This window comes from Aggregatibacter valvarum, assembly GCF_980468985.1.
Genome location: NZ_OZ413141.1, coordinates 17,448 through 35,693, shown reverse-complemented (window position 1 = coordinate 35,693; position 18,246 = coordinate 17,448). Strand labels below are relative to the sequence as shown.

Here is an 18,246-nt window from a genome sequence, read left to right as displayed (position 1 = left end):
CTGTTATGATAGAACCATGATTTTTAGTTAATGTTCTATTATGCGAGTACCTAGAATTTATCATCCTACATCGTTGAATCATCTCACTTTTTGCACCTTGTCTGAAGACGGTGCAAATCATGTGGGGCGTGTTTTGCGTATGCAGCCCGGTGAACACCTTGAACTTTTTGATGGCAGTAACCAGACATACCAAGCGATGATTACGCAGGTGAGTAAAAAAAGCATCGATGTAGAAATTTTAAGCCGGCAATTTGACGATCGGGAAAGTCCATTGTTTATTCACCTTGGGCAAGTGATTTCGCGTGGCGAACGCATGGAATTTACCATTCAAAAATCCGTCGAATTAGGCGTGAACGTGATTACACCGCTGTGGTCGGAACGTTGTGGCGTGAAATTAGACGGTGATCGTATGGAAAAAAAAATCCAACAGTGGCAAAAAATTGCCATTGCGGCGTGTGAACAATGTGGCCGGAATAAAATTCCGAAAATTCGCCCATTAATGAAATTACAACAATGGTGCGCCGAACAAGATGGCGCACTGAAATTAAATCTTCATCCGAGAGCAACCCATTCCATTCGCACGTTGCCAACGATACCCACTGCCGGCGTGCGCTTACTAATTGGTTCTGAAGGTGGCTTATCAGCGCAAGAAATTGCACAAACCGAACAACAAGGTTTTGTGGAAGTGTTATTAGGAAAACGTGTATTACGCACTGAAACAGCCGCGATGGCAGCAATAACCGCGTTACAAGTCTGTTTTGGTGATTTGGGGGAAACATTATGATGGATTTACAAGATCATTTGCTCATTGCTATGCCAAATTTAGAGGACAGTTATTTTTATCGGACAGTCATTTATATTTGTGAACATAATGAAAAAGGGTCTATGGGATTGGTGATTAATCAGCCCACTGACTTAACCATTGCAGAACTGAGTGCAAAAATGAATTTCATGATGGTAACCGACCGCACTTATAACAATAAATTGGTGCTTGCCGGTGGGCCGGTGAACGTTGATCGCGGTTTCATTTTGCATACGCCTGTTCCAAAAGTATTTAATCACAGTTATAAGGTGAATGATAATCTTGTGCTAACAACGTCTGCCGATGTAGTAGATACATTTGGCACCTTTGAAGAACCGGAAAAATATTTGGTTGCTTTAGGTTGTGCCAGTTGGGAAGCCAATCAGTTAGAGCAAGAAATCGCCCATGATTCTTGGCTGGTCGTGCCGGCAACGGAACAAATCCTGTTTGATTTACCATGCGATCAACGCTGGTTGGCGGCCAATCAATTGCTCGGCATTGATATGCATAATTTTGTCGGTCAAGTGGGACATTGTTAATGGGCATTACGGTTTTAGCCTTTGATTTCGGCACAAAAAGCATTGGTTGTGCAGTGGGGCAAAGTATCACCGGCACAGCACAGTCGTTGCCGGCATTTAAAGCACAAGACGGCATTCCTGATTGGGATGCTATCGGTAAAGTCATCAAAGAATGGCAGCCGGCACGAATCGTTGTTGGTTTGCCACTCAATATGGATGGCACCGAACAAGAACTGACCTTACGCGCCAAAAAATTTGCCAATCGCTTGAACGGACGTTTTAATTTACCGGTGGAATTACAGGATGAACGCCTCACAACCACGGAAGCTCGCAGTGAAATTTTCAGTCGCGGCGGTTATCGTGCTTTAAATAAAAGCAAAGTGGATGGCATTTCCGCCTGCTTAATTTTAGAAAGCTGGTTTGAACAACACAGTGAATAACTGCGTTGAAAACGCATAAAAAAGCGACCGCACTTTGAGGTTGATCAGATAACAAAAAAGCCATTTAGCATTCACTAAATGGCTTTTTTTTATCGCTTAAATAATCTTTGAAAAAATGACTTTTTGGGCTGTTTATTAATTAGTTGTTCAGTAGAATTTTTTTTAGATGAAGTTATTAGTTCATTTATCTCAGATAAATCCATCCTTATGTTCTTATCTAATACCCAATGTCGGTAACCATACCAGTTCTGATCAAATAATATATTTATTTCAGCATTAAATTTTGGGTAGCTTTTTAATAATGATGTAAGATGTGTATAAATTAGTTCAGGCTGAGCACAATATCCATATACACTATATCTATTTTCACTTGGTTGCCTTGTTCTTACAGTTATAACTCCTTTACCTTTTTCATAGATATCAAAAATGGAGCTTTCAAATGTATCGATCTCATCTTCATTGTACCCATTCTCTAATGTTACAAACATAAAAAAAGAAAACGGATAATCAATAGAGCCAACTAAGTGATTTGCCAACTTATTTCTCATAGGGATAAAGCCATTCATTATCCCTACCTCTTCACCTGATAATGCTGGGAGAAGATATCTATCAAAATGATATCCTTCATTTTTGCCAGAATGTCCTAGCTCATTAATCCATATATTATTAAATGTATAGTATAGTTTAGATAGAGGTATAGGATTTTCTGGCATGTACTCTAACATTCTTATTGAATTTATTTTGCTGTACATACTCCATTCACCCAAAACAAATCGAATAATTACAAAGGCAATATCAAATCTATCTTCACTTATGTTTTCAGAAAAAAACTCAAGATCAATCAAACTTTGATTTTTTGATAATTTAAATTGAATGTTATAGGAATCCGCAAAATCTAATTTATATTGATTTATCGTATCCTCTTCAATTAAAGAAATTCTTATACCAAAATCAAATTTAGTTTTATCTAAAAACCACAAATAAATAAGATTATTAATATTGCTATAATCTAAATTTATTAGGAATATTCTTCCGGTTATTTCAGGATAATACCCAAAACCAATACTTATAGTAGGAAAGTAAAGTTTAAATGTTTCATTCAAATGATCAACAATATCTAAAATATCGACCATTGATAAATCAATATCTTTATATTCGTTATAAACATCTTCCCAAAAAGATATGGCTGTGGTTTTTATACCTACTATTTCGTTAATTTTCATTTTAGTATCTCCTTATCCAAATATACTTTCCCAAAAACTCTTTGGTTTTTCATACATTATGCCCCTTGCTTTTTTGTGAAAAATAATTTTTACAGTATTTTTACTTATCGTAATGCTATGTTCTAATCCTGTTATATATTTACCATTAAAATCTTGCAACTTGTTAGATAACATAATTAATGTACTCTTGAGTTCTTCTAACTCTATACTTTTTTTCTTATCTTTAAAATAATCAACTAGTTGTTTTTGTACTATAACATCACTTTGAGATAACCAATTAAACCTTGCTTTTAAAGAATCTGGTATCTCATAGTACTTTAGATTTTTCTCATAATATAACCTTATCTCCGATATCAACTGATTAACATTAAAATCAGGACCAATATAGAAGACTTTCAATGTGTTATCACTTGTCAAATCCTCTAAATGATTAAATAATTTATCTATTAATTCATATTTAATATTTAACGGTATAAAATTAGGTAAAATTTTAAAAAATCTTTGAGCAACTAGACCACTCATTTCTATTTCACCATATTTCCATTTTTTTAATGTTTTTCTTGCATATTCTTTTGCCGATTTAGCTCCCCCAGGTTTTTTCTCTTTTTCCTCACTAAGAATAAGTTTTTCATATTCTATTAATATTAGATCTAAATCTGAATCTGATAATGAATATAAATATTCTTTTACATCTTGAATTGATGAACCTAATTCTTCTTGTAATTTTTGAGCTTCTTCTATATGCTTTTCAGCCAAGTAAACACTTAATGGTTTATCGTAATAAAAGTTAGGGCGATAAGATGAGCGGTATCTAGACATATTTATGCAATCTCTTTTTAATTTTATCCAAAATATTATCTGATCGAATATATAGAATTATCTTTTCATCATCTATTGAGATAAATTCGGATAAACGATATCTTGAAACATTTAACATCAAGAACTCTTTCTCTTGAATAATTAAGTTATTTACCATACTACGAATTTCATTTTCTTTTTTAAGATCAATAATCCTTGGGTATAACTTGTCAAATATTGCATCTATAGTTGTGTTTTGATCAACTCTTATTTTCATAACTATTTAAATAAAAAAACGATAATAATTAGTGCAATTAATGCGAAAACATATAAGTGCAGCTTACTTTCTCTATTGGCTGATAATGGATCACTTAGCTCTACTTTAGTTTCGCTATTCTCATGTTTGATTGTTGTAGATATTTTTATTTCAGCTCCATGATTCATTGCATCTCTAGTTTTATTTGTTAATGTTCCTATGGTCTCAGATATATTTCCCCTATCAATTCCTTTTTTTTCATTATAAATCTGCAGATTTATCATCTCTTTTGTATAATGTTCAGCTAAGCCTGTACGTTGCTTTTCTGATAAAGAAGAAAGAAGTTTTTCAGTTATAATTGATGGTGTATTTTGTTTTACTTCATTACTCATGAGCTTTTTTCCCTCGTTGATCTTTTGGCTCTATAAAATCTTTAGTCCATGCACCTAATAGGTTATCTTTAGCAAATTGTTCATCTTCTATATAATCCGATGAATACTTTGTGTAGGCTTTTGCCCATCCTTGCCTAACCATCATTTTACTGATATCAATTCCATCAACAGTGCATATTGATACATTCCTACCATACTTATCCAAAGATTTTTTATTACAAGAAATATTTTTACCTGTTAACAAAAAAGATAAATAATTTGTTGCTAAAACTCCACAATCTGCACTTTCACCATGTTTATAACACTTCTGATTTTTCTCAAAGGCATCAATTCCATAAAGTCTAATTTTTGATCCATTCAGTTCAAAGGTATCTCCATCAATAACCCTAATTTGTTTTAGAGGACTATTAGTCTCTAATGGAAGTTCAAACTTATGCATCTTTCGAGATATACCTAAGATTGACACAGTTACCAATATAAAAAACAGTAGATACATTGTTTTATTCATTTTTAGCACTCTGATAATACCCAATTATCTATTAAATGCATAATATATAGGAATTATATTCTCTTAATGGTATTCAATCAATGCAAAAAATCACAAAAAATGTACTATAGATACATAATGTTTAGGAATATAATGGCACAACTGGTTTCAACAGAGATCGATAGACTTATAGGACAACGCATCCAACAAAAACGTAAAGAACTGGGTTACACAGCAGAAAAACTGTCTGAATATGTCGATATTTCTCAACCACAACTTTCCCGCTATGAACGCGGTACAAACAAAATCAACATGTCTCATTTAGTCGCGATTGCTACTTTTCTAAAAACACCGATTAGCTACTTTTTTGCAGATTGTATGGAGTTGGCAGAATGGAATCATGATGAACTAGATAGATATTGGCAGGAATTAACGACACCACAAAAGACAATACTTGTTGCCTTTTTAAAAGAATTAAAAAAGACAGATTAAAGAAACAAAAAAGTGCGGTTAAAAAATCAACCGCACTTTTGCATTTAGGGTGACTATTGTTTTGCCACAATTTTGCCGTCAACGTAATCCACGCTAATCGGTTTTTCCGGTAACAAACTGCCGGACAGGATTTGTTGCGCTAACGGGTTCTCAATTTCTTGCTGAATCGCACGTTTTAACGGACGTGCGCCGTAAATCGGGTCATAACCGATTTCGCTAATGAAATTGAGTGTGCTATCTGTAAAGTGCAACACATAGCCACGGCTTTCCATGCGGTTGATTAAGCGTTTTAACTGAATTTCCGCAATGGCGCGAATGTTGTTTTTATTCAACGGATGGAACACGACGGTTTCATCAATCCGGTTAATAAATTCCGGACGGAAATGTTGGCTCACCACGGACATTACCAAGGCTTTCATTTCATCGTAGCTTTCGGTTTGATTACCTTGAATCAAATCAGAACCTAAGTTAGAGGTCATGATCACTACCGTATTGCGGAAATCCACGGTTCTGCCTTGTCCGTCGGTTAAACGGCCATCATCCAACACTTGCAACAAGATGTTGAACACATCATTGTGTGCTTTTTCCACTTCGTCGAGCAAAATCACGGAATATGGACGACGACGTACGGCTTCGGTTAAATAACCGCCTTCTTCATAGCCCACATAGCCCGGAGGCGCACCGACTAAGCGAGATACACTGTGTTTTTCCATGAATTCGGACATATCAATACGCACCATGGCATCTTCGCTATCGAATAGGAATTTCGCCAAGGTTTTGCACAACTCGGTTTTACCCACGCCGGTTGGTCCAAGGAATAAGAAGGAACCAATCGGGCGATTTGGATCGGAAAGACCGGCACGGCTACGACGAATCGCATTCGCCACAGCGTCCACGGCTTCGTTTTGCCCAATAACCCGTTTATGCAATTCTTCTTCCATGCGCAAGAGTTTTTCTTTTTCGCCTTCCATCATTTTGGAGACCGGAATGCCGGTGGCACGGGAAAGCACTTCTGCAATTTCCTCGTCGGTAACACGATAGCGTAATAGGCTCATTTCTTTGCCTTCCGCACCTTCTGCTGCCGCTAATTGTTTTTCTAATTCCGGAATTTTACCATATTGCAATTCGGACATTTTGTTTAAATCACCGGCACGACGGGCTTGTTCCATTTGGGTGCGGGCGTTTTCCAATTCCGCTTTAATGTGTTGCGCACCGGAAAGCGCCGCTTTTTCGGATTTCCATACCTCTTCTAATTCAGCATATTCCCGTTCTTTTTCCGCCAATTCTTTTTCTAACATTTCCAAGCGTTTGCGGCTGGCATCATCATCTTCTTTTTGTAACGCCTGTTGTTCCAATTTGAGTTGGATAATACGGCGATCTAAGCGATCTAACGGCTGTGGTTTAGAGTCAATTTCCATCCGAATGCTAGAAGCCGCTTCATCGATTAAGTCGATGGCTTTATCCGGCAACTGACGATCGGAAATGTAACGATGGGACAAGGTTGCCGCCGCCACAATAGCCGGGTCAGTAATTTGTACATGGTGGTGGATTTCATAACGCTCTTTTAAACCACGCAAAATAGCAATGGTGTCTTCCACGCTCGGTTCATCCACAAACACTTTTTGGAAACGACGTTCAAGTGCGGCGTCTTTTTCAATGTATTGGCGATATTCGTCCAACGTGGTTGCGCCCACACAATGCAATTCACCGCGTGCCAAACTTGGTTTTAACAAGTTGCCCGCATCCATGGCGCCATCGGTTTTACCCGCACCGACCATGGTGTGAATTTCATCAATAAATAAAATGACACGGCCTTCTTCTTTGGCGAGTTCATTTAACACGGCTTTCAAGCGTTCTTCAAATTCACCGCGATATTTTGCCCCGGCGATTAACGCACCCATATCAAGGGAAAGCACACGTTTATTTTTCAAACCTTCCGGCACTTCGCCGTTCACAATACGTTGTGCCAAACCTTCCACAATGGCGGTTTTGCCCACGCCCGGTTCACCGATAAGCACAGGGTTGTTTTTGGTGCGGCGTTGCAACACTTGAATGGTGCGGCGGATTTCTTCATCACGCCCAATCACCGGATCCAATTTCCCACTTTCCGCGCGGGCAGTTAAGTCGATAGTATATTTTTCTAAGGCTTGGCGGCTTTCTTCCGCATTTTGGTCATTCACGTTTTTTCCTCCACGAATATGATCGATGGCTTGTAAAATTTGGTCTTTTTTCGCACCGCACTTTTTCAGTATCTCGCTGACGGCGCCTTTTTCTTCCAAGGCAGCAAGCAAAAAGAGTTCGGAGGAAATAAATTTATCCTGCCGTTGTTGCGCCAATTTGTCGCATAAATTCAACAAGTTAAGCAACTGACGGGAAAGTTGTACATCACCGCCATTGCCGGAGACTTGCGGAAGTTTGGCAAGTTCATTGTTGAGTTCGTTACGCAACACGGCAACGTTCACGCCGCTTGCGGTTAAAATCGGCGCCACTGAGCCGTCTTGTTGATTTAACAACGCACTCAATAAATGTACCGGTTCAATAAATTGATTATCCTTACCAATCGCTAAAGATTGCGCTTCAGCAATGGCTTGTTGGAATTTGGTCGTAAATTTTTCAATATTCATAAGTATTCCTTCTTCGTTCCATGAATGTTCTGTTGAACATTTGTTCGCCAAATTTAAATAAGATCGTTTTGAGGGATTTCAAGAGAAAAAATGAAAAATTTAGTTTTGTCTATTAATTCGTAGAATTTGATTAGTGTGATTTATTTAAAAAACACACCGCACTTTGATGATTGATGGGGAATCCCTTTGGCGCAGGGCGGGTCTTTCGACAAATATTTCAACCTTCATACTTCTGGTATTGGTTAATCTCAATCCCTTTGGAACAGGGTGGGGTATTTCGACCTTTTTTGACGCTAATCACTGCAAAACGGCATATGAGTTTCAATCCCTTTGGAGCAGGGCGGAGTCTTTCGACTTGAGCTATACAATGTTTATGCAGGCAGTGATTTGTTTCAATCCCTTTGAAGCAGGGCGAGGTCTTTCGACGATAGACGAGAGAAAACCGCCCAAATACACCATAAGTTTCAATCCCTTTAGAGCAGGGCAGGGTCTTTCGACATAGTAATCTTTTTGAAGTATTGATTAAGAATGATTGTCTCAATCCCTTTAGAGCAGGGCAGGGTCTTTCGACCCCTGTGTTGTCTGACCAATTCAGCATGGTTAGTAAGTTTCAATCCCTTTAGAACAGGGCAGGGTCTTTCGACAAGAGGCAGTACGCTTGGAGCGCTTTGTCTCAATCCCTTTGGAACAGGGCGGGGTCTTTCGACTGACGGGTGATTTGTCATTTAAACAAGGAGACTAGTCTCAATCCCTTTAGAACAGGGCGGGGTCTTTCGACAATTAAAAAAATTGGGCTGTTTTTGGGCAAGTCAATCTCAATCCCTTTAGAACAGGGCAGGGTCTTTCGACCCCTGTGTTGTCTGACCAATTCAGCATGGTTAGTAAGTTTCAATCCCTTTAGAACAGGGCAGGGTCTTTCGACTTCGTATTAAGGAATTAGACCCTTTTACAGGAAAAGTTTCAATCCCTTTAGAACAGGGCAGGGTCTTTCGACTAACGGCTTAATGATAATCTTGAGTGATGGCGATGTTTCAATCCCTTTAGAACAGGGCAGGGTCTTTCGACTAGAATCATGGGCTACAGTAAGAGCTACCAAAGAGTTTCAATCCCTTTAGAACAGGGCAGGGTCTTTCGACATCGGTTTCTTTCGTGGCTGTCGATGATAAGGAGTTTCAATCCCTTTAGAACAGGGCAGGGTCTTTCGACTAATTTCATCCGTTTCTTACCGGTGAAGATTATGTTTCAATCCCTTTAGAACAGGGCAGGGTCTTTCGACTCATCAAAAAAGGGTCAATGACTTTTTACCGCTTTGTTTCAATCCCTTTAGAACAGGGCAGGGTCTTTCGACAAAGAGAGAGAGCAATCTCTCGTGAAAAGAATTGGTTTCAATCCCTTTAGAACAGGGCAGGGTCTTTCGACTGCAGGGGTGGTTTGGTGCCTTGCTGGATAAGGCTTGAGAAGATCGGTTCCCAACTTTTTCCCTCACGCGAAAAGTAAGGTGTGGATTTGATTAAATATTGAACGATTTTATCCATTTTCTTTTTTTATCTTTGTTCAAAGTGCGGTGATAAAAAATGATGTTTTTTTATATGATTTCTGCACACTATTTTACCTCAGTTTCTTCACATTTTCACCTCTGTTATAATGTTAAACTGATGGGTAATGCTGTCCAAATAATGCCTTGGGGCAGGCTCGCTTTTCCTAAGCGCCATTGAGAGCAGTTATGGGGTAAGGGATAAATTCGGAGATCATCTTCTTTTTTATGGAAAATCTGCATAACCTCCGTTAAGCACTGTGTTAACAATTTTTCTGAACCTTCAAATAAGAAAATACTGTATTGAATCGGGGTGGCATATTTGGTCATGCGGCGATGAATACGCTGGAGACGTTTGGGGTCGGCAATGTCGTAACCAATAAGGTATTGCATATTTTTCTCCTAAAATTGGAAAATCACATCTTGCAGCATGGTTTGTTGATTAAAATAATAGCGTCCTAGCAAGCCTTGCCATTGTTTTTCATTGAGATCGGAAAAGGTTTGCCATTCACTTTCACGGCGTTGTGGTGAGCTGATAAAATCAGCCTGTTTAATGAGATTAACAATGTCTAAACTGTTCTCTGTGAGCATTTTGCGCCAATTTCCGACCGCACTTTCATAGCTTTTATAAAATTGTACACGCCCTGCTTTCCCTAAAAAGCAGCCTTCTTGTGTTGTAGAGAAAGACTCTTCGCGTAAAATGTTTTGGCGAAATAAGCCTAAACACCAGTTATCAATTAAAGGGCGTAACGGTTCAATGAGATCACAGGCAAGGGATTCTCTACCAAAATCAAGGGCGTGATAAAAGCCGATATATGGATCAAGCCCTGCGCCATAGGCTGCGAGTACGGCTTCTGAATGGATGAGTGTGTAGGTGAGGGATAAGACGGCATTGAACGGATCCCGTGGTGGACGGCGGTTTCTGCCTTGAAAGCGTAATGCCGGAGGAAGATAAAGACTTAATGCGGTGAAATAAACGGAGGCGGCTCTGCCTTCAATACCACGCAATGAGGCGAGGGTGGTTTGCTCGCTGATTTTGCCGATGAGTTGATCCAATTCGCCGGCTTTTTCTGCCAATTGGCTTCTTTTATCCGCGCGGGCATGACTTGCCTGCCAAAGCCAATTTTTTTGTGTGACTAATTTGAGTTGCATGAGTTTTTTCGCAAACGCTAAACAGAAAGGTTCATTTTTTGCCAGTTCATATTGGTTTAAACGACGGGTGGCATCATTGTGTGGTTGAGCCAAAAAGAGTGTGGGGGTATTTTTTCTGCCGGAAAGAAAAATAATGCCAATGCCCTTTTCTCCCAATTTTGCCAACAATGAGGCTTGTACGGTGACATCGCTTTTTAAATAAATGCGTTCTATTGGCGCAAGGGGAATGGTGCCGACGCGTTCACCATTTTCATAACACACAAGGGCTTCGCCACTTAATTTGATTTCAGTGCCTTTTCTATCAATATATAAGCTCGACATAATGCCTCCTAAACAAGTAAAAATGGGGAATTTGATTGCAATGTGGCTTTGCCGAATAACAAAGGCTCTATGCTATTTGGAATTCTAAAAATAAATACACGATCGTCAGAGGCGTCAATTAATGCATTTACGTCTTGTTGGAATGCAATCATTTCATGTTCTGTTAGCCAACATTCATAGAAAGATTTTTGTCCGCCAATGGCATAGGCCTCGACGTGTTTATGCATTTGATAAAGCCGATGAGAATCAGCAATATCATAGGCGATCAGGTAGCGACTCCGACGAGTATCCATAACCCTTCTCCGATTTTAGAATGGAATAATATGCTTACAGCAATTTGGGCAAGCCTGAAATCCAAGCATTTCTAATAGATTTTCCGAAATGTTAAACCCTTCTTTTTCAAAGTGCTGAAAATGAAATGCGAGAATACGGGCGCAGATTCTTCTTTTTTGTTCATATACTTTCTGCATAGATTCACGTTCCTCTTTAGAAAGTTCAGAATCTTCTTTAGTACTTAACCATGAACGGCGAGAGAACGAGGCTGAAACCTGTTCTTCGCGAATGAAATTTTTAAAAATATTAATGAGTTCATTGATTTCATCAACAAACTGTTCAACAGTGATGTTTATACACTCCACACCGCTATTTTCACGGATTTCCGGTAAAATATGATTGTCTAGCAATACATCAAGCTCTTCGCTTAAGTTAAATTTCTCTTTTAACTTACGTGCGAAAGCTTTCGGTTCAATAAGACCGGCTTTCTTACCATAACGATCCTTATTATCAATAAAAAATTGACGATATTCCTTGCATAAAGAAAGCTCAAGAGAAAATGGAATTCTGATGTTATTGAATTCTTTTGTTAAATTTGGGCAATGACGATCTGCATGATATGCAGGCATACTAAGTTTATACACCCAGTTATTTTCTTTGCGTTTGATTTGTTTAAAAATCACATTCTTATTAATATTAGAAATATTACGAAATAAATGATCGCTGATAATAAGGGCTTCACGCTCATTTTTTGCAAAATAGCTAAGATCAAGATCGAATAGATCGAGTTTGTAACTTGAGAAAAAGCCTGTTTTTTCAATCATAGGAACATCAATATCTAACTTACAGATAATATTTTTATAATAATTATGTTTAGTGATATAGAACATTTTTATTTTCACCTTTCGTGTTTCAATGATTGATTAAATAATAAATTATCTTGAGTGTTAAATATTGAAATACAAATTTGTATTCAAGCTAATGCTTAATACAAACTTTCTCCAGCATTGTACGAAAACGAGTTGAAAAATCATTGTGAGTTGATGATGTTGAGTTATATAAATAATAGGTTTCAATGTCGTAACCAAAGCCTTCAGGTGCCGGTGCAGACAGTTCCTCATCATCAATATAATGACCATATTCAGCATTTAATTTCTTGCGTAAAGCTTCTAAATTATGAATCCATTTTTTACCATTTTTCATGAAATAATGGCCGTTATAAGCACGTTCGTCTCTTACTTCAACAAAACCTGCAGCAATAGCGTTCATTTCACTTTCAGTATAGGAAGGATTAAATGTTGCTTGTGTTGCTTTATGATGCATTCTTAAGTTCAACATATTTCCTCCTTACTTATTCTTTATGAATACATCATAAATAAAAAAATAATGTAAAGAATAAAATGCAAATTTGTATATCAAAGAGATTAAACGGTGATTTTATTTAGATGGGATTATTTATTTTGAATTGAGCGTTAAGAATAGATAAATAAAATTTGTATTTTTGAAATACGTATTTATAAAAAAATCGCCAAAAGTGCGGTTGATTTTAGGTGCATTTTAGTCCCTTTAGAACAGGGCGGGGTCTTTCGACAAGGCAATGTGACGCTGTTTAGCTATGACGGGAAGTTTTAATCCCTTTGGAGCAGGGCTGGGTTTTTCGACGACATTCCAAAGGATAAAAAAATATGGAAACTAGTTTCAATCTCTTTAGCTCAGGGCGGGTCTTTCGACATTTTGTAGCGCACAACTACAGTGAGGATTATGCGTTTCAATCCCTTTGGAACAGGGCGGGGTCTTTCGACATACCTTAAAAGGCAATTTTATCTGCCACGCATCGTTTCAATCCCTTTGGAGCAGGGCGAGGTCTTTCGACACGAAATCAATATCAACATTCCCTACTCAAGATTGTTTCAATCCCTTTGGAACAGGGTGGGGTCTTTCGACATACCTATCCTGTTAGAACATTCGTTCAAATTCAAGTTTCAATCCCTTTGGAGCAGGGCGGGGTCTTTCGACTCTAAATGGTGAATTAGGTCAGAAAGAAAAGGGGTTTTAATCCCTTTGGAGCAGGGCGAGGTCTTTCGACCTGAACGTGTGTTTGAACTATTAAACGAACGACTAAGTTTCAATCCCTTTGGAGCAGGGCGAGGTCTTTCGACATTAGTGAAGAAGAATTCTATGCAATCAAGCGCAAGTTTCAATCCCTTTGGAGCAGGGCGGGGTCTTTCGACAAAGATAAAGTAAACTATAAAATGCCAGAATTCCAGTTTCAATCCCTTTGGAACAGGGCGAGGTCTTTCGACGTATTTGCTGATTTTGAACGATGTATTGCTTGGTTTCAATCCCTTTGAAGCAGGGCGGGGTCTTTCGACTTACGTTGGGTGGGCGATGTGTCGGAAGCAAGCATGTTTCAATCCCTTTGGAGCAGGGCAGGGTCTTTCGACAATTGAGCCATGTAAAATCGCCAATATGTTGGTGTTTCAATCCCTTTGGAGCAGGGCGGGGTCTTTCGACGATCAAAAGGCAATTACAAAAATCAACAAACAGTTTCAATCCCTTTGGAGCAGGGCGAGGTCTTTCGACCAAAAGAAAAAATGGTACTACCGCCCGATAGAATGTTTCAATCCCTTTGGAGCAGGGTGAGGTCTTTCAACAGTAAGATCTGACTTTTGTTTGTAAGGCACAACAGTTTCAATCCCTTTGGAACAGGGCTGGGTTTTTCGACAGAAGCATATCGTATAAGCTTAGTAAAGCAAGCACGTTTCAATCCCCTTGGAGCAGGGCGGGTCTTTCGACAATACCCAGTTATTAAGCAATTATGCTGTCTTCTGTTTCAATCCCTTTAGAGCAGGGCAGGGTCTTTCGACAAAACCCACCAAACCTATTTAAGAGATGGCATTTAGTTTCAATCCCTTTGGAGCAGGGCAGGGTCTTTCGACATAAGGTTTTGTCTAGCTTCACAGTAGTTTTTATGTTTCAATCCCTTTGGAGCAGGGCAGGGTCTTTCGACAAGGTAAGAGTTTTGAAGAGCAGGCCCATGATTTGTTTCAATCCCTTTGGAGCAGGGCAGGGTCTTTCGACACAAATGAGGAGTTAACAAAATGGATAAAAAAGGTTTCAATCCCTTTGGAGCAGGGCAGGGTCTTTCGACTTACCCAATTAAAGCGCATCAACGACGGGCGCAGAAGTTTCAATCCCTTTGGAGCAGGGCAGGGTCTTTCGACGCTATTTATGAAAGCGTAGAAGATCTCGCTGAAGTATGTTTCAATCCCTTTGGAGCAGGGCAGGGTCTTTCGACATTGAAAGACAAGCTCAAAGTCTCAATAGTCCAGAGTTTCAATCCCTTTGGAGCAGGGCAGGGTCTTTCGACCGAATAAGTAGGCTAATTCAATGCGCCTATTAATGTTTCAATCCCTTTGGAGCAGGGCAGGGTCTTTCGACTTCAGGTTCACGCTTAACAAACGTACCGTCAACAAGTTTCAATCCCTTTGGAGCAGGGCAGGGTCTTTCGACGTGTCGGACGGAATTCATCCGTGGCGATGGCGAGTTTCAATCCCTTTGGAGCAGGGCAGGGTCTTTCGACGGTTACGGATTTGGTAAAATTGAGATCTTAACACTGTTTCAATCCCTTTGGAGCAGGGCAGGGTCTTTCGACAAAAAGAACTCATTGCTCGTCAGATCAGCAATGTCCGTTTCAATCCCTTTGGAGCAGGGCAGGGTCTTTCGACACTTAATACAAAGTTCTGGTTATAATGTCAGAACAGTTTCAATCCCTTTGGAGCAGGGCAGGGTCTTTCGACGAACTTAGAGAATTTCGAACAACAGTGTTCGAAAGTTTCAATCCCTTTGGAGCAGGGCAGGGTCTTTCGACTGCAGGGGTGGTTTAGTGCCTTGGTGGATAAGGCTTGAGAAGATCGCTTCCCAACTTTTCCCCTCATGCGAAAAGCAAGGTGTGGATTTGATTAAATATTGAACGATTTTATCCATTTTCTTTTTCATCTTTGTTACAAGTGCGGTGATAAAAAACGATGTTTTTTTATGTGACTTGCGAGCTATTCTACCTCACTTTCTTCACATTTTCATCTCTGTTATAAGGTAAGCTCATCGTTCGTGCCGTTCGGATAATACATTTGCAGGTTGGCTTTGCCTAAGTGCTATTGGGAGTTTGTGGCGTGATGTTGTGGGCGATTTATAGAAAAGAAAACCGCCACAAGGGCGGTTTGGATTATTTAACATTAAACTTAAAGAAATGTTCTATTTCGTTAGTTAGCAAACTATTTGATGAAACAGATAACTCATAAGCTCCACTATTTGAGATTAAATAATCGCAGTGTGCTTTTTCACCAATAGAGAATGATTTTCTTACCTTCTTATTATAGTGATATGTTGCTTCAGAAAGAATATCATTAAACGCCTCATTATTTTTCAGGTATTTATCTTCTTCTGATGAATGACTATTTTCATAAAAATAAAATCTTTTTTTGATATCTTCATTATCTTTACCTAAAAAAGAATAAAATTTTAAAAATGTAGAGATAGATTTTTCTCTATAACCTGTACTGATTTCAAAGTTATTTTTTCTTGCATAAATAATAGATAGCAGTAATGCCATGCCTTTTGGTGGCATATCAATCATTAATGAACCAAAAATAGCTTTTTTAGATATGCATTCTCCTAATTCTTTATGTTTTTTAGTAAAAAATTGAATTTGTGGTTTATCTAACAATGCTTGCGCATTTTTTACCGAATCACTGTAAGAAATAGCCTGTTGTTTGAGATCTTCCGGTACGCCTAAGCCTAAACGCACCCAAGGAATTTCAGCCAGCATTACTTTGCCATCTTTAGCATCAATTTGTTTGCCATCACGCTCATTGATGAGGTGTGAATAAGGTTTTGGATAATAAAAACTGGGTAAGTTTTCATATTGCGTATCTACCAAAACATGGGAAAGGCTATCTTGTTCACGTCCGTAGAGCGATAACGCATAACCCATAAAAAAGCCCATGGTTTTGCGTCCGCCGGCAATGGAAACGTGTAGTTGCATATCTTCATCTTGGCATAAATTACCCACTAATTGCACAATGCTGTTGGCAGCCTGTTCGTTTTCTTCCGGCGTACGAATATCCGGTAAATTTTGACCGCACTTATCTGTGATGATATGGATGCAGCTTTCATCAAAATGAATTGAAGAGAAACCGTATTGCTCACCGTAATCTTCAATAAATTCTTGTAGTGCCCCTTTGCGTTCTTTACGTCCGCCTTCAATCCCTAACAAGGTTTCTAGTAGTTTATTTTTGCCTTGTTCAGTGGTAATGACTTGAATTTCAGTAGGAACAAAATTTTTCTCTGTGACAAGCGCATAGAGCGTTTCAGTCACAACGGCAGGGGACATGCCGGTGACGGAAAGGAGGATTTTACGTTTTTGATTCATTATGCTTTTCCTATCCAATTTGAGATTTTTTCTCTTAATCGCTGCAGATCTTTACCTTGAATAATTTCAATATGTAATTCTTTTGCTCGATTCTTTACTGATTCCGGTACTTCAAAATAACTGACTAAACATTTTTTAGTCATTAAGCCACCATAATTCTTTAATGCTTCTAGTTTATATAAAATCTCTTCTGATTTTATGCCGCCTTCTTTGTTCATCAGTTGTGTTTTACACTCAATGATATGCAGACGATTTTTTGCCATAAATGCGATATCAAATTCATTTTGATTACCTTGATTTTTTAAGGCATATTGGTGTTTATTTTGATCGTATGAGGAATTCCCAACCTCTAAACTTAATGCTTTATCTTGAATCGATTTGATATTCTCAATGGCTTTATAGGTTATTTCTTCAAGCCATACGCCATTTAATAACTCTTTATGTACTGTATCTCTAAAATCTATTCTATGACGATCAAAATCTAATAAATTTTTGTGGTGTAGCTCTTCTAGTAATGAAACTAGCGATTCATCATCATGATTCGTGAATTTCACTTTAAAACCATTCTTTTGGGATTCAGAAGCATAATAATTAAGTCCTGGAATACTATCTTTATATTTATCATATTGCTTGATAAACGGTTCCAAATTGGCAATTAATCGTTCGGAAGCCATTGGCTGTTTAGTGGATTTGTAAACCATGCCATAAGCAGAAAGATAGGTTTTTAAATCAATCTGACAATTAAGCGTTTTATTAGGAATGCTTTGTCCTTGTTCATCACGGCTAATAAATAGGATTTGGTTATTATCACTATCCACATAAAAAATGGGTTTTCCGCCCATAGCAAAGGTGTTCTGCGCCACAATTGCCATTAATTTTGTACCACCGGTTACATTGAGTGCGATATCTTTCCCATCAAATTGATCTATTAGCTCAATAAAACAATTTTCCATTTCTTGGAAATCATAAATATTTTCAATACGAACTAATGTGACTTTTATGTTTTTTTCTTTAAAAACTTTTTCTAATGCCTCTGCATTACTTTTCATTTTATCGGATACTAAAAAAACTGCTTCTTTCGGTTTAAAATCAGGATCTAAAATAGGTAATAATGAGGGCGCAGCTTGATCTGAAATCAAACAAAAATGTACATCATATTTAGGTTGCATAATGTTTCCTTATCGTTTTTCAATATGAAATGCCTGCAACAAGCAACCTTGTTCAACAAGTTGCTGTGCAGTGAGTTCTGTTCCGCGTTGTTCCGGTTTTACGTTAACGGATAAAAAATAGAAGGTAGCTCCTTTCTCACAAACTTGGCTTGCAAGATGAACCGGTAGCGTCCCAATGACCACATCATTAGGTTGAATTTGGTTAGTATCCAAGTGGGTAGCCCAGTGATCAATATGAATAGATTGCGTTTTTATCCATTCAATCGCACCAGGGTGACGAGAAACAAACCAAACAGCCATAATAATCCTTATCTAATAAAAACAAGTCGTATTG

Annotated in this window: 18 protein-coding genes and 3 CRISPR repeat arrays; of the genes, 4 read left to right on the top strand and 14 right to left on the bottom strand. The window is 38.4% G+C overall.

The window, feature by feature from the left end:
* The first annotated feature begins 40 nt into the window (after window positions 1-40).
* The 3 genes from rsmE to ruvX are packed head-to-tail and all read left to right on the top strand — an operon-like array spanning window position 41 to window position 1,760.
* Entirely contained in the window at window positions 41-784 is a 744-nt protein-coding gene (gene rsmE / locus AC30SF_RS00170) for a 16S rRNA (uracil(1498)-N(3))-methyltransferase (protein WP_489607179.1), read from the top strand.
* Complete coding sequence (locus AC30SF_RS00165) at window positions 781-1,341, top strand: YqgE/AlgH family protein (protein ID WP_297931180.1); 561 nt, start codon at window positions 781-783, stop codon at window positions 1,339-1,341. Before rsmE ends, AC30SF_RS00165 begins: the two co-directional genes overlap by 4 nt.
* On the top strand, window positions 1,341-1,760 hold the full coding sequence (gene ruvX / locus AC30SF_RS00160) for a Holliday junction resolvase RuvX (RefSeq protein WP_489607178.1): 420 nt from the start codon (window positions 1,341-1,343) through the stop codon (window positions 1,758-1,760). The genes AC30SF_RS00165 and ruvX overlap by 1 nt, the downstream gene beginning before the upstream one ends.
* Before the next feature lie 89 nt (window positions 1,761-1,849).
* Here the strand turns inward: ruvX and AC30SF_RS00155 are convergent, their stop codons facing one another.
* The 5 genes from AC30SF_RS00155 to AC30SF_RS00135 are packed head-to-tail and all read right to left on the bottom strand — an operon-like array spanning window position 1,850 to window position 4,868.
* Window positions 1,850-2,983, bottom strand: a complete 1,134-nt coding sequence (locus tag AC30SF_RS00155; protein ID WP_489607177.1) for a hypothetical protein — start codon at window positions 2,981-2,983, stop codon at window positions 1,850-1,852.
* 12 nt (window positions 2,984-2,995) lie between these two features.
* Window positions 2,996-3,739: a hypothetical protein gene (locus tag AC30SF_RS00150; protein ID WP_489607176.1), complete on the bottom strand. Its 744-nt coding sequence runs from the start codon at window positions 3,737-3,739 to the stop codon at window positions 2,996-2,998.
* A gap of 55 nt (window positions 3,740-3,794) precedes the next feature.
* Complete coding sequence (locus tag AC30SF_RS00145) at window positions 3,795-4,058, bottom strand: hypothetical protein (RefSeq protein WP_489607175.1); 264 nt, start codon at window positions 4,056-4,058, stop codon at window positions 3,795-3,797.
* 2 nt (window positions 4,059-4,060) lie between these two features.
* Complete coding sequence (locus AC30SF_RS00140) at window positions 4,061-4,429, bottom strand: hypothetical protein (protein ID WP_489607174.1); 369 nt, start codon at window positions 4,427-4,429, stop codon at window positions 4,061-4,063.
* Window positions 4,422-4,868, bottom strand: coding sequence for a thermonuclease family protein (locus AC30SF_RS00135; protein ID WP_489607173.1), 447 nt, complete (start codon window positions 4,866-4,868; stop codon window positions 4,422-4,424). The genes AC30SF_RS00140 and AC30SF_RS00135 overlap by 8 nt, the downstream gene beginning before the upstream one ends.
* A gap of 201 nt (window positions 4,869-5,069) precedes the next feature.
* Here AC30SF_RS00135 and AC30SF_RS00130 point away from each other — a divergent pair, with 201 nt between their 5' ends.
* Window positions 5,070-5,408, top strand: a complete 339-nt coding sequence (locus tag AC30SF_RS00130) for a helix-turn-helix domain-containing protein (protein ID WP_489607172.1) — start codon at window positions 5,070-5,072, stop codon at window positions 5,406-5,408.
* Between the two features lie 53 nt (window positions 5,409-5,461).
* Here AC30SF_RS00130 and clpB read toward each other — a convergent pair whose 3' ends face one another.
* From clpB to csx16, 9 genes are all read right to left on the bottom strand, one after another.
* On the bottom strand, window positions 5,462-8,032 hold the full coding sequence (gene clpB, locus AC30SF_RS00125; protein ID WP_489607171.1) for an ATP-dependent chaperone ClpB: 2,571 nt from the start codon (window positions 8,030-8,032) through the stop codon (window positions 5,462-5,464).
* A 245-nt stretch (window positions 8,033-8,277) separates the two neighbouring features.
* Window positions 8,278-9,451: a CRISPR direct-repeat array (repeat unit 37 nt; unit sequence GTTTCAATCCCTTTAGAACAGGGCAGGGTCTTTCGAC).
* Window positions 9,452-9,671: 220 nt separating this feature from the next.
* Window positions 9,672-9,959, bottom strand: a complete 288-nt coding sequence (cas2, locus tag AC30SF_RS00120; RefSeq protein ID WP_021616127.1) for a CRISPR-associated endonuclease Cas2 — start codon at window positions 9,957-9,959, stop codon at window positions 9,672-9,674.
* Between the two features lie 9 nt (window positions 9,960-9,968).
* The gene (gene cas1 / locus AC30SF_RS00115) at window positions 9,969-11,039 is read right to left on the bottom strand and encodes a CRISPR-associated endonuclease Cas1 (protein ID WP_489607170.1); all 1,071 of its coding nucleotides are present in this window, start codon (window positions 11,037-11,039) and stop codon (window positions 9,969-9,971) included.
* Window positions 11,040-11,047: 8 nt separating this feature from the next.
* On the bottom strand, window positions 11,048-11,332 hold the full coding sequence (cas2, locus tag AC30SF_RS00110) for a CRISPR-associated endonuclease Cas2 (protein WP_021616129.1): 285 nt from the start codon (window positions 11,330-11,332) through the stop codon (window positions 11,048-11,050).
* A gap of 15 nt (window positions 11,333-11,347) precedes the next feature.
* A complete protein-coding gene (locus AC30SF_RS00105) occupies window positions 11,348-12,202 on the bottom strand; it encodes a hypothetical protein (protein ID WP_489607169.1) in 855 nt (284 codons plus the stop codon).
* 88 nt (window positions 12,203-12,290) lie between these two features.
* Window positions 12,291-12,650, bottom strand: coding sequence for a hypothetical protein (locus tag AC30SF_RS00100; protein ID WP_489607168.1), 360 nt, complete (start codon window positions 12,648-12,650; stop codon window positions 12,291-12,293).
* 427 nt (window positions 12,651-13,077) lie between these two features.
* A CRISPR array of direct repeats spans window positions 13,078-14,037; the repeat unit is 37 nt; unit sequence GTTTCAATCCCTTTGGAGCAGGGCAGGGTCTTTCGAC.
* Window positions 14,038-14,141: 104 nt separating this feature from the next.
* A CRISPR array of direct repeats spans window positions 14,142-15,183; the repeat unit is 37 nt; unit sequence GTTTCAATCCCTTTGGAGCAGGGCAGGGTCTTTCGAC.
* 354 nt (window positions 15,184-15,537) lie between these two features.
* The gene (gene csm6 / locus AC30SF_RS00095) at window positions 15,538-16,743 is read right to left on the bottom strand and encodes a CRISPR-associated ring nuclease Csm6 (protein WP_489607167.1); all 1,206 of its coding nucleotides are present in this window, start codon (window positions 16,741-16,743) and stop codon (window positions 15,538-15,540) included.
* The gene (locus tag AC30SF_RS00090) at window positions 16,743-17,912 is read right to left on the bottom strand and encodes a Card1-like endonuclease domain-containing protein (protein ID WP_489607166.1); all 1,170 of its coding nucleotides are present in this window, start codon (window positions 17,910-17,912) and stop codon (window positions 16,743-16,745) included. The genes csm6 and AC30SF_RS00090 overlap by 1 nt, the downstream gene beginning before the upstream one ends.
* Window positions 17,913-17,921: 9 nt before the next feature.
* The gene (csx16, locus tag AC30SF_RS00085; RefSeq protein ID WP_314401806.1) at window positions 17,922-18,212 is read right to left on the bottom strand and encodes a CRISPR-associated protein Csx16; all 291 of its coding nucleotides are present in this window, start codon (window positions 18,210-18,212) and stop codon (window positions 17,922-17,924) included.
* Between the last annotated feature and the right edge of the window lie 34 nt (window positions 18,213-18,246).